This is a genomic window from Sphingobacterium tabacisoli (genome assembly GCF_017908035.1).
GTDB lineage: Bacteria > Bacteroidota > Bacteroidia > Sphingobacteriales > Sphingobacteriaceae > Sphingobacterium > Sphingobacterium tabacisoli.
In genome coordinates this window covers 288,298-305,656 of record NZ_JAEQMU010000004.1, presented here as the reverse complement: position 1 = coordinate 305,656, position 17,359 = coordinate 288,298, and the positions used below count along the sequence as shown (strand labels likewise).

Here is a 17,359-nt window from a genome sequence, read left to right as displayed (position 1 = left end):
TTAGTGCTGTAAACAGCTACTTTGTTTCGGTCATTCGTCTCTAAGCGAGTTTACCGGATTCGTTTTTGCGGCTTTGAATGATTGAAAGCTGATGGTGAGTAAGGTTGTAAAAATACCTATTATCCCAGTCAAGACAAACATCCACCAGCTTAGCGTTATATGGTAGGTAAAATCTTCCAGCCATTTACTGAGCAGATACCAAGCTACAGGAGCAGAAATTAGAAAGGCAATCAGTACCCAGCGCACAAAGTCTTTTGCCAACAGTTGAAAGATACCCACATTGCTCGAACCCAAAACTTTCCGTATGCCGATTTCTTTGGTTCGCTTGGCAATTATGACGGATAGAAGTCCTAAAAAGCCGAATGTACTGATTGTAATAGACAGCATCGCGGCAATCCAGATCAGTTTTTCCAATAGCGCTTCCTTTTTATAGAGATTGGCAATCTGTTCATCATAAAAGTGATATTCAAAGACCTCATTCGGGTATAAGCTTTTCCATTGTTGTTCTAGAGTGTTCAGTAGCCTGCTCGATGCTGTTCCCGCGTATTTTATAGCGATATTTTTAAACCGTGTTTCATTATACCCCAATACTGTGGGCGCTATAGCTTCATTTAAGGAGTGTGTACTGAAATCGGCGACTACACCTATGATCTTGCCTTTATGTTGGTCATTCAATCCGCCGGCCATAAGATTCTTGCCGATAATATCCTGCGCATGCGTATAACCTAATTTGTTAAGCATAGTCTCATTAATCAAGAATTGTGGATTTTTCATGTCGTGATTAAAATTATTTCCGGCCAACAAGTGAATGCCGAAAGTACGCAGATAGGAACTATCTCCAATTGCAAATCGTGGAGCCCAGGTTTCCCATTCTGCATTATCATCAAATTGTACAGTACCGCCCCATACTTTATCATATGATGGTGGATTATCGCAAAAGGAATAGCTGATTATTGCAGGGTTTTCTCGTAATAGATTAGATATTTTTTCTTTTTGACTCCACATTTCGCTTTTTATAGGAATAATCAGGGCCGATGACCGGTCAAAGCCCTTGTCGGTATTTTTTAAATAGCGGACCTGGCTCACGATTACAATAGTGCCTGTAACCAATAAGAGAGCAATTGAGTTTTGAAGTACGACTAGTGTCCGTTGAGTAATGTTCCATCGGCCTAGTGCTAGCTTCTTTATCCCGGTCTGTATATGTAACTGTTTAAGGAATAGACTCGGATAAATACTGGTCAGTATGGCTATTCCCCACCATAATAGTAGGGATATAATCAAGGAAGATCCCAGAGGTATTCGCTGAATAGGATCTGCTAAGAAGAGATATTTATTTGCCCAGTCGAATGCGATAAAAAACAATAGCCAAGCTAGTATTAAGGCGATAAGTGACAACAATAAGGTCTCTATCGTAAATTGCAGGAACAATTGTTTTTTTGTCCCTCCTAATGCCTTCCGTATTCCCATTTCTGTGCTTCGGTATAGTTGTTGGGCAGAGGTCATATTGATATAATTTACAGAGGCCATTCCCAGTATGCCAAGACCAATGCTGCCAAGGATCAACAATAGCGACTTTTGCGTACCGCTACCGTAATCTTTATCAAAGTGAAAGTCCGGTAATCCTAATAGTCTGTACGAATAGTACTCAAGCACATCTTTGTGCCAATGTTTAGCCACGAGATCGTGCAGACTTTTTTCTACCAAAGACTTTGCATTAGACTGGCGCAAGGACATTAGAATATTATTACTGGTATGGGTATAGCCCCAATTGTTAAAGGTACCGTCCTCCTTAATTCCCTTAAGTTCTTTGACTGATGCTAATGCAAAGTAGATTTCGGAGCGGAAGTCCGAGTTTCTTCTACTGTCGTCAATAATTCCGACCACGGTAACCGGATGCTGGCTTTCCACCCAGATGGTCTTACCAATGGCATCTGTAGTGCCGAAATATCTTTCAGCGATAGCCTTGGTTAGTGCGACAGTATTCGGTTCATTCAACTGTTGGACATCTCCTGCCAGCCATGGAAAATTTAAGATGTCAAAATAGGTAGCATTTGTAAATGCAGCTTTGCCTTCTGTTTTAAATAACTTATTGTTTATTTTAAGCGTGAGATCCTGCTTATCCATATATAGGGTGACATGTTCTACCTGTGGGATTTCTTTTTCAATAGCAGTGTACATAGCATAAGATCCGCCCTTACTATGCTCGAGTTGCTCCAGTTTCAGATCCTGTACAATCATGAATATGCGGTCACTTTGTCGGTGGAAACGGTCAAAGCCGAGTTGGTATACAACGAAGGTATAAATGAACAGACAGCATGCTATAGCCAACGCCAATCCCCATACGTTGAGCAGCGTATGTTTTTTATGTTTGGACAGATGACGGATTGCTGTTATAAAAAAATGTCTTATCATCTTTGGCTGTTTTGATTATTGTTATTCATCTCTCAAAGACTTTATAGGATTCGTTCTAGCAGCTCTTAAGGATTGCACGTTGACAGTGACAAGAGCAACTATAACGGCCATGATACCAGCCGATGCAATAAGCCACCATCCGATATGTATACGATAGGCAAAATCGTTGAGCCATTGGTTCATGCTCCACCAAGCTATAGGCGCACCGATCAAAATGGCTATAATGACTAGTTTAATAAAATCCTTCGAGAGCAGTATATTGATGTTATTGATCGATGCTCCTAGTACTTTTCGGATACCGATTTCTTTTGTCCGTGTTTCGGTGATGTAGGCCGCGAGTCCAAATAGGCCTAAACAGGAAATAATAATAGCGAGTAAGGAAAAAACAAAAGTGAGATTTCCTATCTGTTCCTGTTGTTTGAATTTTCTGGCAAACTGCTCATTGACGAATTGGTAATTAAAAGGATAGTTCGGATTAAATTTCTTGATTACCGTTTCTATGTGAGCCAAATTCTGTTTGGCATCGAATTGTTCGTTTGTACGTATCAGCATATTTTGTAGATACCTTTTGGAGGGGTGGATCAGTAGAGGGCGTATCGTTTGATAAGGTGATCCGCTTATATAGTCTTTGACGATCCCTACAATAGTAAAAGTTGCATCCCCCCATTTGAAATATTTGCCAATTGGATTTTGTAGCCCCATAGTCTTGATGGCCGTCTCATTGAGAAGAACTGCCGTGCTATCCGCTAGTAGGGTTTCGTAGTTGATATCCCTTCCTTCAAGAAGTGTCAAGCCTAATGTATGGACAAAGTCATCTCCAGATACCCGAAGGATCGTGAATACAGTGTTTTTCTGTTGTTCAGGAGTTGCTTTTTCCCAAGAAAAATTGCCGCTGGAAGAAGCATTGTCTGCAGTGACCGTCCAGCCCGTACGGGTGATATGACTAGCCGTTCTATTGTTGATAAGCTCTGTTTTAATAGCTTGGTAATGTTGTTCTATATTTCCCTCAATAGGGATCTCTATCAACTGATCGGCATGATACCCCACTTCTCTTTCTCCGGCAAAGGTTATCTGTTGCCGGATGACCATAGTCGCTATGATTAGGATTACAGCTATGCTAAATTGAAGGACAACTAAAACTTCTCTGAAGTTGAGTAAGCGGTTTCTCTTTAAGCTTACCTTTAGGGATTTTATAGGTTGGATTGTCGATAGTACGAAAGCTGGATATATACCAGCAAGTAAACCTGTAAGTAATAAAAATACGATGAGTATCGCCCATACTATTGGGTTGCTCCATTCGATAAACAATGCTTGACCTAGAACACGGTTGAATACAGGTAAAGCTCCTAGAGCGATCAGAAGAGCAGTAGTGCCAGATATTATGGTAAGTAGTATGGATTCAGTAAGAAATTGCTTTACCAAGACGAGTTTAGTAGCACCTACAATTTTACGTACTCCTATTTCTTTACTGCGCTTTTGAGCGCGAGCTGTACTCAAGTTGACGAAATTAATACAGGCAATGACGAGTATGAGTAATCCGATTACTCCCACTAAGCGGATTTGGTCTATCTTACCACCGTTGGGGATTCCGTCTCTAAATTTGGAATAAAGATGTGTCTTAGATTGTGGATATAAAAATACCGAAGTACCTTTTAGATCTGCGGCATTGTCGTGTACGAGGGAGCTGATCTTGTTGTTAAACTGTTCGACATCGCTTCCTGTCTTTAAACGGAGAAAGGTATAGTATGTATTCGTGTTCCAATTTGAACCATAATCTTTTGTTTTGTTTTCGTTCAGAGGAACAAGATATTTAAAGTTAAAATCCGTATAGGAAGGAAGGTCTTCTAGAACACCGGAAACTTTGTAGGATTCTCCCGAATCAAACTGTACCACCTTATTCAATGCTGGTGTATTACCAAATAGACTTTTGGCCAGCTGCTCCGTTAGTACGATGTTATTGGGGGAGTTGAGCATACTCTCAGAAGATCCCTCTATAACAGGAAAACTGAATATTTTTATAAAGTCTGGATCGACCTCGTTACCGTTCGATTTTACTTTGGTGTCTCCTGTTGTGATCAGGTTTTCTGTAGTCCAATAAAGACGGGCGCTGTATTCGACTTCTGGATATTCGCTTTTTAAAATAGCAGCGGCAGGTGCCATCGTGATATCGCCAACGTAAATTTGACCTTGATTTTCTGAACGATTGTAAAGCTTATAAATACTGGTTTTATTGGGATAAAAATTATCATAGAGGAATTGGTTCTGAATCCAGATACCGATAAACAGTACAGCCACTATGGCTGTGGACAGCCCGATAATATTGATGGCTGTATAACCTTTGTTCTTTAAAAGGCTTCGATAGGCTATTTTAAGGTGATTATTCATCTTTAAGTGCATTTACTGGTTTCGTACTCGCCGCTTTTATAGTATGCATTCCTATCGTAATAGCTGCTAGAGCTAGTACGGCGAGTGCGCAGAAAAACAAGATTCCAAAGTGAAAATTAAAACGATAAGAGAAGCTGCTAAGCCATTCTTGAGAAAGATACCAAGCTATAGGTAGACCGATGAGTAATGCGATCAGGACAATCTGCAGAAAATCTTTCGACAATAAGATCACCAGTTTCCATATCGAACTACCCAGTACCTTGCGGATGCCGATTTCCTTGACACGTGCACTGATAGCAACCAATGTAGCCGCAAAGAGTCCCATGCAGGCAATAATAACTGCAATAACTCCTCCTACACTTATTATCTTCATCATTTGTTGCTCCTGTTCATACATCCGGTCTGTATTCTCGTCAAGATACGAAGCATTGTTTTTATAGTCGGTATCAATAGTTTTCCAGATACCTTCGACCTCTTGGAGGGATTGGATCAAGTTGCCTGATTTTATACGTACCAGTATATATTTGATGTTAAACCCTAGATCTGGATCCATAAATAGAGAAAGAGGTTCTATTCTTTGTTTCAGGTCTTTGAAATTGTAATCTTTTGCAACACCGATTACCGTCATTTGCTTATCAAATAAGGGTAATTGCTTATTTAATACATGCTCTATGCCTCCGAGCTGCGCCGCCATCTGCTCATTAATGACCAGTGCTGTGGAGTCTGTCGGTCGATCTGCTGAGAAGCTGCGGCCAGCGACCAGCGGTATCTCTAAGGTGCTGAAATAATCAAGATCTACACGTTGCCAATTGGTGCTATATCCCTTGCCTTGATAATCAAATCCCAATTGAGAGTTAGACTGACTGCCATCGCGCCCCAATCCCAAATTAATGTCTGATCCCGTCACACTCATAATAAATGGATTACCCAAGGAAGCCTGTCGCATTCTATGTAAAGCCTGATTGCCATCTAATTTTGGACCGATTGGAATACTGATGACTTCCTGTTTCTCAAAACCCAAAGGGAGATGCTTTACATGATTGATCTGTAAGACGAGAACGACACTGCATACAACTAGAACGATGGCTATTGTAAATTGAATCAGCGGTAATATGCGTTGTATATTCCAACGGTTACGTATACCCGAGTTGCCTTTTACTAAGGATAAGATACTTTCTCTAGTAATACGTAATGCTGGATAACCACCTGCAACGATACTGATTGTCAAAAAAGAAAGTAGGGTTATAAGGACATGCCTCCAGGTAAAAAGGTCGATGATTGCCAATCGATAATGGGTATTGCTGTTATAGAAAGGGATCAAAGACCAAGCTAACAATAGACCGAGCCCAAGCGATAGTAAACAACAAATCAGTGTCTCTAACCACAGTTGCACAGTAATCTGTAATATACTGCCTCCAAGGGTCTTTCTAATGGCAACTTCTTGACTACGGGATACAGAGTTGACCAGTTGTATATTGATAAAATTGCTGCCCGATATAATAAGGATCAACAGTGCTAATCCCAGCAGCAGCTTCGGAAGTAGGGGGCTATTAGGATTTCCTATCTGTAGGTCATTGAGATGATAGTTTTTGAAAGGAATTAAGGAGAGAGCAAGATAACTGCCATCTTTGTTAGGACTTGTGCCGTCGCGCTTAAGCTTTGCTATATCGTCAGCAAAGTATTTGGTCGTGAAGGATTTTGCGGCGACAGCGAACGACTGGGCATCGATGCTTGGTGTTTGACTAAGCACAAATACATCATGGTTTTTATTAGACCAGCTGTTTTTATCAAAAGCATTTGGGAATTTTTCAAACCTTAGCAAGGATTTGAATGACAGACTGGAATTTCGAGGCGGATCTTTTAAGATCGCAGAAACTTGCATGTTCTGCCATTGACCATTTATATTGACTTCAATCTGGCGGCCGATAATGCTTTTATCTGTATTTCCAAAAAGATTCTCGGCAGTAGATTGTGTAAGGACAATATTATTGAGATCATCTAGCGCATGATTATTCCCCATCTGAAATTCGAAATTAAACATGGAAAAGAAGTCGGGATCGACATAACGTGTTCCTATGTTTATTTCTTTTTGATCTGTTCTCAGAACTAATCCTCCGTTGCCCCAACGTGTCGCTTTTTCGATATAAGGAAGTTCCTCTTTTAAGGTAGATGCTAAGGGGAGAGGCATGGTGCTGGCCGCATTATTTTTGTGGTCTTCTTGAGACTGAAAGTAGAGTGCGCCGATACGGTCAATGTGGTTATGAAAATGATCAAAGGATAATTCGAAGCTGGCTGATAGGAAAAGGATTATTCCGATCGCAAAGGCAAGTGTAAGACTTCCTATCTGTATGAAGGTCTGTAGTTTTCGCTTTCGAATATTTCTCCATGTACTAAAAATAGCTTGTTTCATTGCAACATTATGTTTATTTGAACCGTTTAATGATTCTTTCAAATTGTAGGCCGTTTTGATAACTGTTTGATTGTTAGATTTATGCTGTTTTTGGTTGGTGTTTTATTGTCCGCTTTCGAACAGTAGCTGTACATTAATGGACAATAATGTTTTTTGAGAATAATTAGAACTTACATCAGCACATGCAACTATTTTTTTCTTAGGTATTTAGAGAGTCTGTCCAACATCATACAAATCGTTAACTAGTGACAGTAATGGGGTTGATTATTTATAAGTTCTATCTTGATTATATAACAACTGAGAGTAGCTACTATTTTAAGAGAGATATTACTGAGTCTTTCTAGTGTTTTACCTCTATGAACCCTCTATAAATCCTCTATTATACCTCTATGATATCACTATAAATATATAAGCCATAAGGAGTCTGTTTAGAACTTGTCATAAAGAAGTTAAAAACGTTTTGGACATAAATTAGTAATCAAATTTTGTGAGTTCTGACTGGGGGACAAGATTGGGATGTAATGATGTTGTTTCAACAACTAAGTGTTTCTTTATATAGTTCGAGCAAGCGTTTCAGTGGATTCTCCTGTGACTAGAGAAATATGAGAAGTTTAATTAATGGGTTTTAGGAAGTGAAATTAGTATTTAAAGTTCAATAGAGGAGAAATTCAACAGTTAGGGCAGACTCTCTGTTCATCTGTGCTTCTGCGAGCCGATTACTAGAAGCATAGAAGCACAGCGACAAAGGGTTTTTAGAAAGCTCTTTTGTGTTAATTTAATCAGGTTTTGACTTTGAAGAGAAGTCTATTCCTCTTCCTGTAATGCTAAACCCTCGCATAAGACATTCATCATATCGCAAGGATTGGTATCGATAGCCAAAGCAATCAGATACATTTCATCTAAGCGTAGTTTGGAGGTATCGGTCATCGTAAGTTCGTTTATTCTCGCTTTACTGAGTCCAGTCTTACGTGCTATCATAGATTTATTTACCGATTTTTTTGCTAAGTATTCACCAAGTCTAGTCATGCTATTTTTCGTTTATCTATTAGTATGTATATATAAATTTATAAAATGTAGTTATTATTATAACAAATGTTTTGAATATTGATTGTTTTTCTTTTCTTTTGTATTGATAAACTATACAAATGTAAATATTGAATTATGAAAAAGAAGAATGATGAACCGAAAATAAGAGTTTATACCCGCAAATGCTACCCTATGTACATTGCAATTTACTATCGAATGCTGATACATCGGATATCACAGAATTTATCACCAAAAGAAATGTCTTTTTTGATGGGAAAGCCATTGGATTTTATGACTAAAGTAGAGCGGATTAAGTTTATTAGATGGATGATAAGCGACTTTTTCAGAACAGGAAGATCTTTAAAAATCGATGGAATAGGACTCCTATTTCCTAGTGTAAAAGCCGATATAACCGAAACTTTCCTATATCAAATCTCTATAAAGACATATGAGGATTACGTGGTCTATGATATGAAAAAAATGGATTCGGAGAAAGAGGTATTTATTGATGAGTTCCAATTAATTGACCAAAAATATGATATAAATATTTACCAGCGTTATTCAGAATCAGAAATACAAGAGGTAAGAGATTGGTTGAAGACTGTATTTGAAGAAGACTATTTTCAAGAAGGTAGAACGCCGCTTGAAATATATAAAAAAAATTGTGTTGATTTCGAGAACAGGGTGAAGCCCATAGTCGTTTTAACGATATTACATGAACAAGTTAATTTGAAAGATTTCCCTACCATTAAAAGAGTAGAGAGCAAAAGTGGAGCATATTATATAGCTACTTCAGCTGTTGATATATAGAGGACAATACTATAAGCCGTAGGTATTAACAATTATAAACCAATCTTTTCTCGATGATTGATAGCAAACTTATTCTCGCAACCTACGGCTTATTTTAACCTCATTCGTCCCTTAAGCTATTGCTGATATTATTGCGGGTCGACCAGAAGATAATACCAGTAATAAGAATAGTAACCATGACAGCGAGCAAAACTGTAGGAAGGAGAACAGAAACAAGGTCTATGGAGGTTTGTACAGCAAATCTTTGGAGCCAGTGATTCATAGCAATATATACGAGTGGGATACTGACGAATAGAGAAGCAAGAAATGTCCGGTAGAAATCTTTGCCAAATAATAAAACAAGGCCAGTAGGAGACGCACCTAATACCTTACGGATGCCAATTTCTTTCAGACGGCTATTGACGGAGAGAGAGGTGAGACCTATAATGCCCAATACAACAATAAGAATAGAAATCACTGTTGCGGTTTGGGATGCTCTTTTCAACTGCAGTTCAGTTTTGTACATCTTAGCTATAGTAGCGTCTAAAAACTCAAATTCAAATGGAGCATCTGGTAGAAGGCGCTTCCATTCTTTTTCCAGCGTTTTTATTTTGCCCGCCATTTCACCGTTCTTAAGTCGAATCGAAAGATAGCGGTATTGTGGACTGGCTTTCACGGGAAACCAAACAACAGCAGGTGATTGGCTGTGCATGGTATTGGCATAAAAGTCATCTGTGACAGCGACAATCTCTGTAGTGAGTCTATCATCAGACATGGTTATCGACTGACCTATAGCCTCCTCAGGGATTGTATATCCTAGGTTGGTAGCTGTCTTTTGGTTGATAACAACTTTGATATTATTGTCTTGGTAGTTGCCGTTTAAATTTGAAAATTGTCCTGCTATTACGGGAATCTGGTAGGTCTCTGCAAAATGCTCGTCAGCAGTAATGAATAGTGCATCTGTTGTAGATGAAGCTCCTCTTTTTTTGATCTGCTGTACACCATTGCCAAATGCTCCTGGTATACCGTAAGACAGACTTATCGCTTCGATTTGAGGAAGTTTGCTCAGCTGTTCACGAACAGCTTCCATGTGGTTAAGACCAGCATCCGACCAGTCTCTTGGAACCTTTACCGTAAGAAGATGTTCTTTATTGTAACCTAATTTTTCTGAGATAAAGGTTTGGACTTGTTTGCTGACAATGAGTGAGGAGATGAAGACAAAGATGGCGACGGCAAATTGTACAAATAAAAGAACATGTCTCAAAGATTTTTTAGAGTCTGTATTTGTCAGTTGATTTTTAACAGCATATATAGCGTCATTGTTGGCCAGCTTGTATGCAGGATAGCTTCCAGAAAATAGACCAATAAGTAACACTACAAGAGCAAAGTAAGCGAAAAACGGAATAGGTAGTGCCATCAATCGGGGAAGCGAACTGTCCAGTAAAGAGTCGAATAGTGGTTTGAATAGCGGATAGCTGGAAATAGCGAGTATGCCTGCTATGGCGACGATGATTACATATTCGATCAAAAGCTGTAAGGCTAGTAATCGGCTACTGCTGCCCATTACTTTACGAATGCCGATTTCTTTTAACCGAGATAAACTCTGCCCGATGGTAAAGTTGATGAAATTGATAATTGCCATTAGCAGCAAAAAGCATGCAGTCGCTGTGAGAATTATGACCATCTGCTTTATGGCACCATTATTATCTTCTAAATAATAGGTGTCTAGTGGTTTAATATTTGGAGTTAGATTCGCTGCTACTTTTGGGTCGGCATGTCGGCGCAGTAAATCTTTGATTGGTTGCTGTAGTTGTGAAGGGGTAACACCTTCTTGAAGTTCAATAAAACCTGCAATCCAAAGGTTATCCCAGTTGTCCATGTCTCGACCAAAATAGGATTGACTGCCCAACGGTAGGAATATACTTGCCCGCATAGCCGGCATCAGTTCCATAACCGAGTTTTGTACGGTGGGTTTCATTACCCCAGTTACTGTAAACGGCTGGTTATCGCCATTGAAATTTTTTATTTGGAGGGTTTTGCCAATAGCATCTGTGTCTCCAAAATAGCGCATAGCGGTGGCTTCGGTGATGACTATAGAAAAAGGGGACAGCAAGGCTGTCTTGGTATCCCCTTCATATAGCTCAAAACCATACATGTCTAGGAGCGAAGGGTCACCTAGAGAGGCTGCTTCTTCATGTATGACGTCCCCCTGTGATACGATACAGGTCAGCCCATCTATACGGTAATAGTCGGCCACTAAGTCAGGGTATTCTTCTTTAAGTGACTTTGGAAGAGCTCCTACAGTGGTAAGTTCCATTCCCATGCCTGCTTCCTTGTAGATACTTTGTAGAGCATACTGTCTTTCTTTGTGCCTCAGAGTTGAGTTGACTTGAAAGACCTGCCATATATAGGCTCCTATAAGTAGCACAAAGACAAAAGCAGCGTATAGGCCTAATGTATTTATCAGTGTTAGCGATTTTCTTTTAGAAATATTTCGCCACGCGGTTATGAGGTGGTTTTTCAGCATATACGACTATTTAAAATCAAGGGATACAGAACCGCCAGAGGTACTGGCACTTATTTTCTTACCTCCACCGTTAAGTGTTCCTTGAGCAGATGTTTTTTTGGAAGTACCACTAAAGTTGGCAGCGGATGGGAGTTCAACTCGCGAACCTTTTAAGTCTATATCGTATTTTCCTTGTGGAACATGTAGCCTTACGCTTCCGCCTGCTGTAGATAATGAAATATCATCAGATATGCTGTTCATATTTACAGTAATACTATTACCGCTGGTGTGGCCTTGGATGGCACCATTGATATTTTTTCCTTGTATAGAACCTCCGCTGGTGGAAACTTTGACTTTCCCTGAGATTTTATCTAAATTAATGGAGCCCCCAGAAGTTGACAATACCACGTTGCCATCGCAGTTGCTGGCACTGATACTGCCTCCTGATGTTTGACCATTAATATTACCTGATATTGATGACAGGTTTAAACTCCCACCTGAAGTTTGGAAATTTTGCTCTCCCTGAAGTGTGTTCATCGTTATACTTCCTCCGGCAGTCTGTAGGTTCGTATTTACGTTCTGAGGTACAGTGACATGAAAGGTCACAGAAATCGGGGAGTTGCTACGTTGCCCATTTTTACGTTTAGCGGTTGCATTAAGTTTTCCTCCTTGGAGTTCGATATTGATATCGAAATTTTCTTTAAGTAAGGCTTCTAGATTGTCTGATGAACCGAGGCGCATACCATTGCGGGATACCCAGACCTCTACAGAAGCGGAGCCTGATTTTGTTCCGTCAACTTTTATCTGTCCACCAGTGGTACTGACGGTTAGTTCCTTTATTTTGTTTAGATCAAAGGTTTCTTTTCTTAACATTTGTTGCCCGATAGCAAGATTTGCTATGAAAAGTAAGATGATTGTTTTAATTAGTTTGTACATATCGTGAAAGGTTTAATTATTTCTTGGTTTTACTCATCTCTAAGGCTCTTTACTGGATTAGCTTTAGCAACTTTGAATGTTTGGAAACTGACGGTAATCAATGCGATACCTACAGCTAGGGTTCCAGCAAATGCAAACATCCACCATTGTATACGGATACGGTATACATAGTCGGATAGCCACTGATCCATAATCCACCAGGTGATAGGGGAGGCTATGAGCAGGGCAATGATGACTAATTTTACAAAATCGCGTGATAGCATAGCGATTATACTTGACACTGTTGCGCCAAGTACCTTGCGTATGCCAATTTCTTTTTGCTTTTGGATAGTTGCGAATGATACTAGCCCAAGTAGACCCAAACAAGCTATAAAGATGGCCAAGCCTGAGAAAAGCCCCGTGAGTGCCGCAGTACGTTTTTGAGTAGCAAATTTTAAAGCGTAATCGTCATCTGTAAAGTGGATATCGATTGGATAGTCAGGATTGTATTTCTTTACTAAGGCTTGAATTGCTTCTATGTTCGTTAGTAAGCTTTTTGCACTGTTTAATCTAATATGTATGTAATCTGACCAAGTGGACGGACCTTTGATCATCATAGGCTCAATGTTCTGATAGGGGGATTGCCATACAAAATCCTCAATGATCCCGATAACAGTATAGACCTGTTGATATTCTGTGCCTTGGCCTACGGTCACTTGTGCGCCTATAGGATTGGTCAATTGCATTTTGGCAACAGCGGTTTCATTGAGCAGGAGGGAACTAGAGTCGGAAGCGTGTCTGTAAATGTCAATATCTCGTCCTTGTAGTAATTTTATTCCCATTGTTTGGGTAAAATCACAATCTGTAGCCATATTATTGAATACGACATCGTAATCTTCTGGTCTGCTATTAGGCCAGGAATAGCCCCAGCTGTTACTACCATTACGACTGATACGTCCCCATGTTTTGCTAATGTTGGTGGCAATTCCTTGCTGAAATAGCTCATTTCTCAATGCTTCATAGTTTTTGCCGAGATTACCTTCTAATGGTAAATAAACGAGGTTATTACGGTCGTATCCCACATTTCGTTCTTCTCCAAAGCGTATCTGCTGACCGATAATAAAAGTGCATATTCCTAGGCCGATTGATATGGTAAACTGTAAGGTGACAAGGATTTTTCTGGGTTGTAGGCCAGAGTTTAAAATCAGATAATTTCCTTTTAAGGTTTTTATGGGATCAAAGGCTGCTAGAACAAAGGCAGGATATAATCCAGCACATAAGGAACAAAAGAAGATAATGATAAGAAATATAGACCAAAAAAATATCGGATCGTCGCCGATCGAAAGATCTCCATGTATTAGGTTGTTGAAAAATGGAAGAGCTAAGAAAATAATCAATAATGCTAAGATAGCGGCCAAAAAGGTTAGTATAAAAGATTCTAATAGAAACTGTTGAACAAGTGATTTTTTCGGTGCTCCGACCACCTTACGTACACCTATTTCTTTGGCTCGTCTTTCTGCACCTGCAGTGCTTAGGTTGATAAAATTGATGCAAGCAATCAAAAGAATGAATATACCGATTAGTCCAAATAGCTGTAGAGTGGTGATATTGCCGGCTACCATCTGCCCATTAACAGACTTGTTATATAAGTGCCAACGATGGGCAGGGTATAGGTATATGGTCGCTTTTGCGGTGCCGTTGGTATGTTTGGAAACAAGGTTTTCTATGTTCCTGTTGATCGAGGGGAGTGATGCTCCTTCTGTTAAAAGGGCATAGGTTTCATGGTTGTAAGCAGTCCAAGAGTCAGAAAAAGTTTTCCCTCTTTTTGCGAGATAATTCAGGGAGCAGATAAAGTCGTTTCCATAGAATTTGGAGTTACGTGGTATGTCCTCGATAACGGCCTCTATAGTTAGGGAAACGGTCGTGTCCATATCCACTCTGCGACCAATTATATCTGTTTTACCGAATAGCTTTTTAGCCATGGAGGCCGTTAGTACTATTGCGTCAGGACGGGATAAAGTTGTTGTGTAACTACCGGAGACAACTTTGAAATCAAATAGTTTCAAAAATGCAGGATCCGCCGCTATTCCTGAAGCACTGAGGCTCGGTTCGGCATCATGATGAATACGGTGATCAATATTCCATATACGTACGACTTCTTCTATTTCTGGATGTTCCTGGTGTAAAATAGGACCAAGAATGTTAGGGGTTCCGCCCCAGGTATGTTGGTTGCCATCGAATATATCTCTCGTATACACTTGATATAGTCTGTCTGTTTTGGAGTAGAATCGGTCATATCTTATCTCTGAATTAATCCAAAGGGCGATAATTAATGAAATGCCCATGCCTAAGGCCAATCCTAAGATATTAATAAAAGAATACCTTTTGTTTTTCCAAAGGTTTCTCCATGCGATTTTGATATAGTTTCTTAACATGTCTTTAGTATTAAGATGTGAGTATTGAGTACGTAGACATTCGTATGGTCTTTATATTCCTTATTCATCCTTCAAACTCTCAATTGGATTGGCTCTAGCAGCTTTTAATGCTTGGTAGCTGACAGATAATAGCGCAATAAGAAGCGTGCTAAATCCTGCCAGTAGTAGCATCCAAGGTTGTATCTCTATGCGATAAGCAAACTCTTGCAGCCATTTGTTCATACTCCAATAAGCTATGGGTAAGGTGATTAATACGGCAATAATAATCAGTCTTATGTACTCCCTGGATAATAACGTGATGATACCAAAAACCGAACTGCCAAGCACTTTTCGTATCCCTATTTCTTTTGTTCGTTGAAAAGAAGTCACCGTTACTAGGCCAATCAATCCAAGACAACTAAGGATAATTGTGATAGCAGTTGCTAGATTGATTATACGACTTTGTTTTATGTCTGATTCGTAGAATGTTTTGAGGTCCTCGTCATAAAAGCTGTATATAAAGGGGGCTTTTGGGTAGATTTTTATCCATTCTTTTTCCAAGGTAGCGATGGCTTTAGGCCATTTAGAAGGCTGGTCGGGCAGTCTTACATTGAAGTAGCGTAGACTGTGTTTGTTATTTGTTACCACTAAGGCTAATGGTGCTACAGGTGTATGCAGGTTTTTTGAGTGAAAATCCTGAAATACCCCCTGTATTCGTATAGGCGCACCACTGTGGTCGTTGATGTTTTGACCTGCAGCGATCTCATTACTAGCAAAACCTAATGCTTTTCGAGTTGATTCGTTTATAAATATACTCCCCGTAGTATCGCCTGGAACAGTACTTCTTCCCGCTAACAGTTTTATTCTATAAAAAGACAAGTAGTCTGCGTCAGTGTACTTGAAGGCTAGATTGAGTTGTATTTCACCTGTGTCGGATGGAACTGCAAGATTACTTCCCCAGTGGTTATTGTCTAGCGGCTGATGTCCAAGTGCTACGTCTTGTATTTTTGCGTGTTGTAGTATGGCTTGTTTATAAAGAAATGGGTTGGCAGGTGCCTCGTATTTGGCTTTCTGTGGAATAGGGATCGATATAATTGCATTTTTCTCAAAGCCTAGATCAGCCTTCATCATAAATGTTATTTGTGCAGTAATGATGAAAGTCCCTATGACAAAGAACTGTGCAATGACGAATTGGAATACAATGAGTACTTTTCGTAGCGATACACCGCTTTGAATGATGCTACCTAAACTTTTTATTTTTAATACGTCAATGACCTTTACTTTATTTATTAGAAATGTAGGATATATACTCGATAATAGGGTAATTAAGATAATTAAGGTTGCTAAAAATATTAAAGTAGCAATTGGAGCATTAAAATCCTGAAAGTTATTGGGAAGGAAGTCATTAAACTGCCAGGTAAAGTAAGAAACGAAGGGAATTGATAACAATAGCGCTAGTATCGATATGGTAAAAGTTTCTAACGCAAATTTTAAAGTCAAATGTTGGCCTTTCTCACCAAGGGTTTTCCGAATTCCTATTTCTTTAGCGCGATAGGGGAGTTGTGCTGTGGAAAGATTGACATAGTTTATACAGGCAAGTATAAGTAAAAATATGCCGATACCGATTAATCCTAGTAACATCTTTCGATTAGCGGTGTATTCACCGGATGCATACTCGGGTGTAAAGTGTTTTTGAGAAAGAGGTAATAGATCAAACCAAACTTTAAAATGGTATTTTTCGAATATTTCTTTGTTCATTTCCGCTACTTTTGCATTAATGTTCTTAAGTAGCGGGGCTGTTTGTGGTTCAGCAATTTTTACATACAGCTTATGGTCCGAATTAGAATTCGACCATCGATCATTTTGTAATTCCTCTTTTGGAATCGGCATAAACTCTTTCGCAGTGAAACTGCTCGGGTCATCTAGATCCTTTACAATGCCTGTCACAGTGAACAAGGTGGAATCGTAATTTAAGGTTCGACCTAATACAGATTCCGGTGGGGTGTTGCCAAAGTATTGTTTAACTCGGGATAATGTAAGTACCACTTGCTTGGGGGCAGATAATGCTTGTTTAGGATTTCCTACAATCCATTCGTATGGCAGCATATCAAAATAAGCCGAAGTAGTGCTTTTAATCTCTTGAGGTTCATCAAAGGAAATCGGAGTGTTTGTTGATGAAGGAATACTAACCTCCTCGTAAGATCTATTATACACAGGGACAAGCTGATCAATGTTTGTAAACTTTTCCAATATGTATGGGTATAAGGGAAGAGGAAGTCCGCCAAATCCATTTTCTTTACCATCGAAAACTGACTTATGTACAATCTGATAGATATGCTTGTTGTTAGGAATGGATTTGTCAAAACTCAATTCATAATTGACAATGCGAAATATAATCCAGCATGCACTAATACCAATAGCAAGGCCTAGGATATTCAGTGTGGTGAAAAATCGATTTGCCCAAAGTTTTCTCAAGGTTAGTTTAATGTGATTCATAACATT

Annotated in this window: 9 protein-coding genes; 1 reads left to right on the top strand and 8 read right to left on the bottom strand. The window is 39.4% G+C overall.

Translation table 11 applies throughout. The features are described 5' to 3' along the window. Positions 1-30: 30 nt before the first annotated feature. From JKG64_RS15615 to JKG64_RS15600, 4 genes are all read right to left on the bottom strand, one after another. Entirely contained in the window at positions 31-2,412 is a 2,382-nt protein-coding gene (locus JKG64_RS15615; RefSeq protein ID WP_210355240.1) for an ABC transporter permease, read from the bottom strand. 21 nt (positions 2,413-2,433) lie between these two features. Next, positions 2,434-4,797, bottom strand: a complete 2,364-nt coding sequence (locus JKG64_RS15610) for an ABC transporter permease (RefSeq protein WP_210355239.1) — start codon at positions 4,795-4,797, stop codon at positions 2,434-2,436. Beyond that, positions 4,790-7,207, bottom strand: coding sequence for an ABC transporter permease (locus JKG64_RS15605; protein WP_210355238.1), 2,418 nt, complete (start codon positions 7,205-7,207; stop codon positions 4,790-4,792). The genes JKG64_RS15610 and JKG64_RS15605 overlap by 8 nt, the downstream gene beginning before the upstream one ends. A gap of 804 nt (positions 7,208-8,011) precedes the next feature. Further along, complete coding sequence (locus JKG64_RS15600; RefSeq protein WP_021068856.1) at positions 8,012-8,233, bottom strand: helix-turn-helix domain-containing protein; 222 nt, start codon at positions 8,231-8,233, stop codon at positions 8,012-8,014. 135 nt (positions 8,234-8,368) lie between these two features. Between JKG64_RS15600 and JKG64_RS15595 the strand changes: the two genes are divergently transcribed. Further along, entirely contained in the window at positions 8,369-9,043 is a 675-nt protein-coding gene (locus JKG64_RS15595; protein ID WP_210355237.1) for a hypothetical protein, read from the top strand. Between the two features lie 100 nt (positions 9,044-9,143). Here JKG64_RS15595 and JKG64_RS15585 read toward each other — a convergent pair whose 3' ends face one another. From JKG64_RS15585 to JKG64_RS15570, 4 genes are read right to left on the bottom strand one after another with little or no spacing between them, the layout of a single operon-like run. Then, a complete protein-coding gene (locus JKG64_RS15585) occupies positions 9,144-11,549 on the bottom strand; it encodes an ABC transporter permease (RefSeq protein WP_210355236.1) in 2,406 nt (801 codons plus the stop codon). 6 nt (positions 11,550-11,555) lie between these two features. Further along, a complete protein-coding gene (locus JKG64_RS15580) occupies positions 11,556-12,464 on the bottom strand; it encodes a DUF4097 family beta strand repeat-containing protein (RefSeq protein ID WP_210355235.1) in 909 nt (302 codons plus the stop codon). A 29-nt stretch (positions 12,465-12,493) separates the two neighbouring features. Beyond that, positions 12,494-14,878 (bottom strand): ABC transporter permease, encoded by a 2,385-nt coding sequence (locus tag JKG64_RS15575; protein WP_210355234.1) that lies wholly within the window; start codon positions 14,876-14,878, stop codon positions 12,494-12,496. A gap of 60 nt (positions 14,879-14,938) precedes the next feature. Next, entirely contained in the window at positions 14,939-17,353 is a 2,415-nt protein-coding gene (locus tag JKG64_RS15570) for an ABC transporter permease (RefSeq protein WP_210355233.1), read from the bottom strand. Positions 17,354-17,359 lie beyond the last annotated feature (6 nt).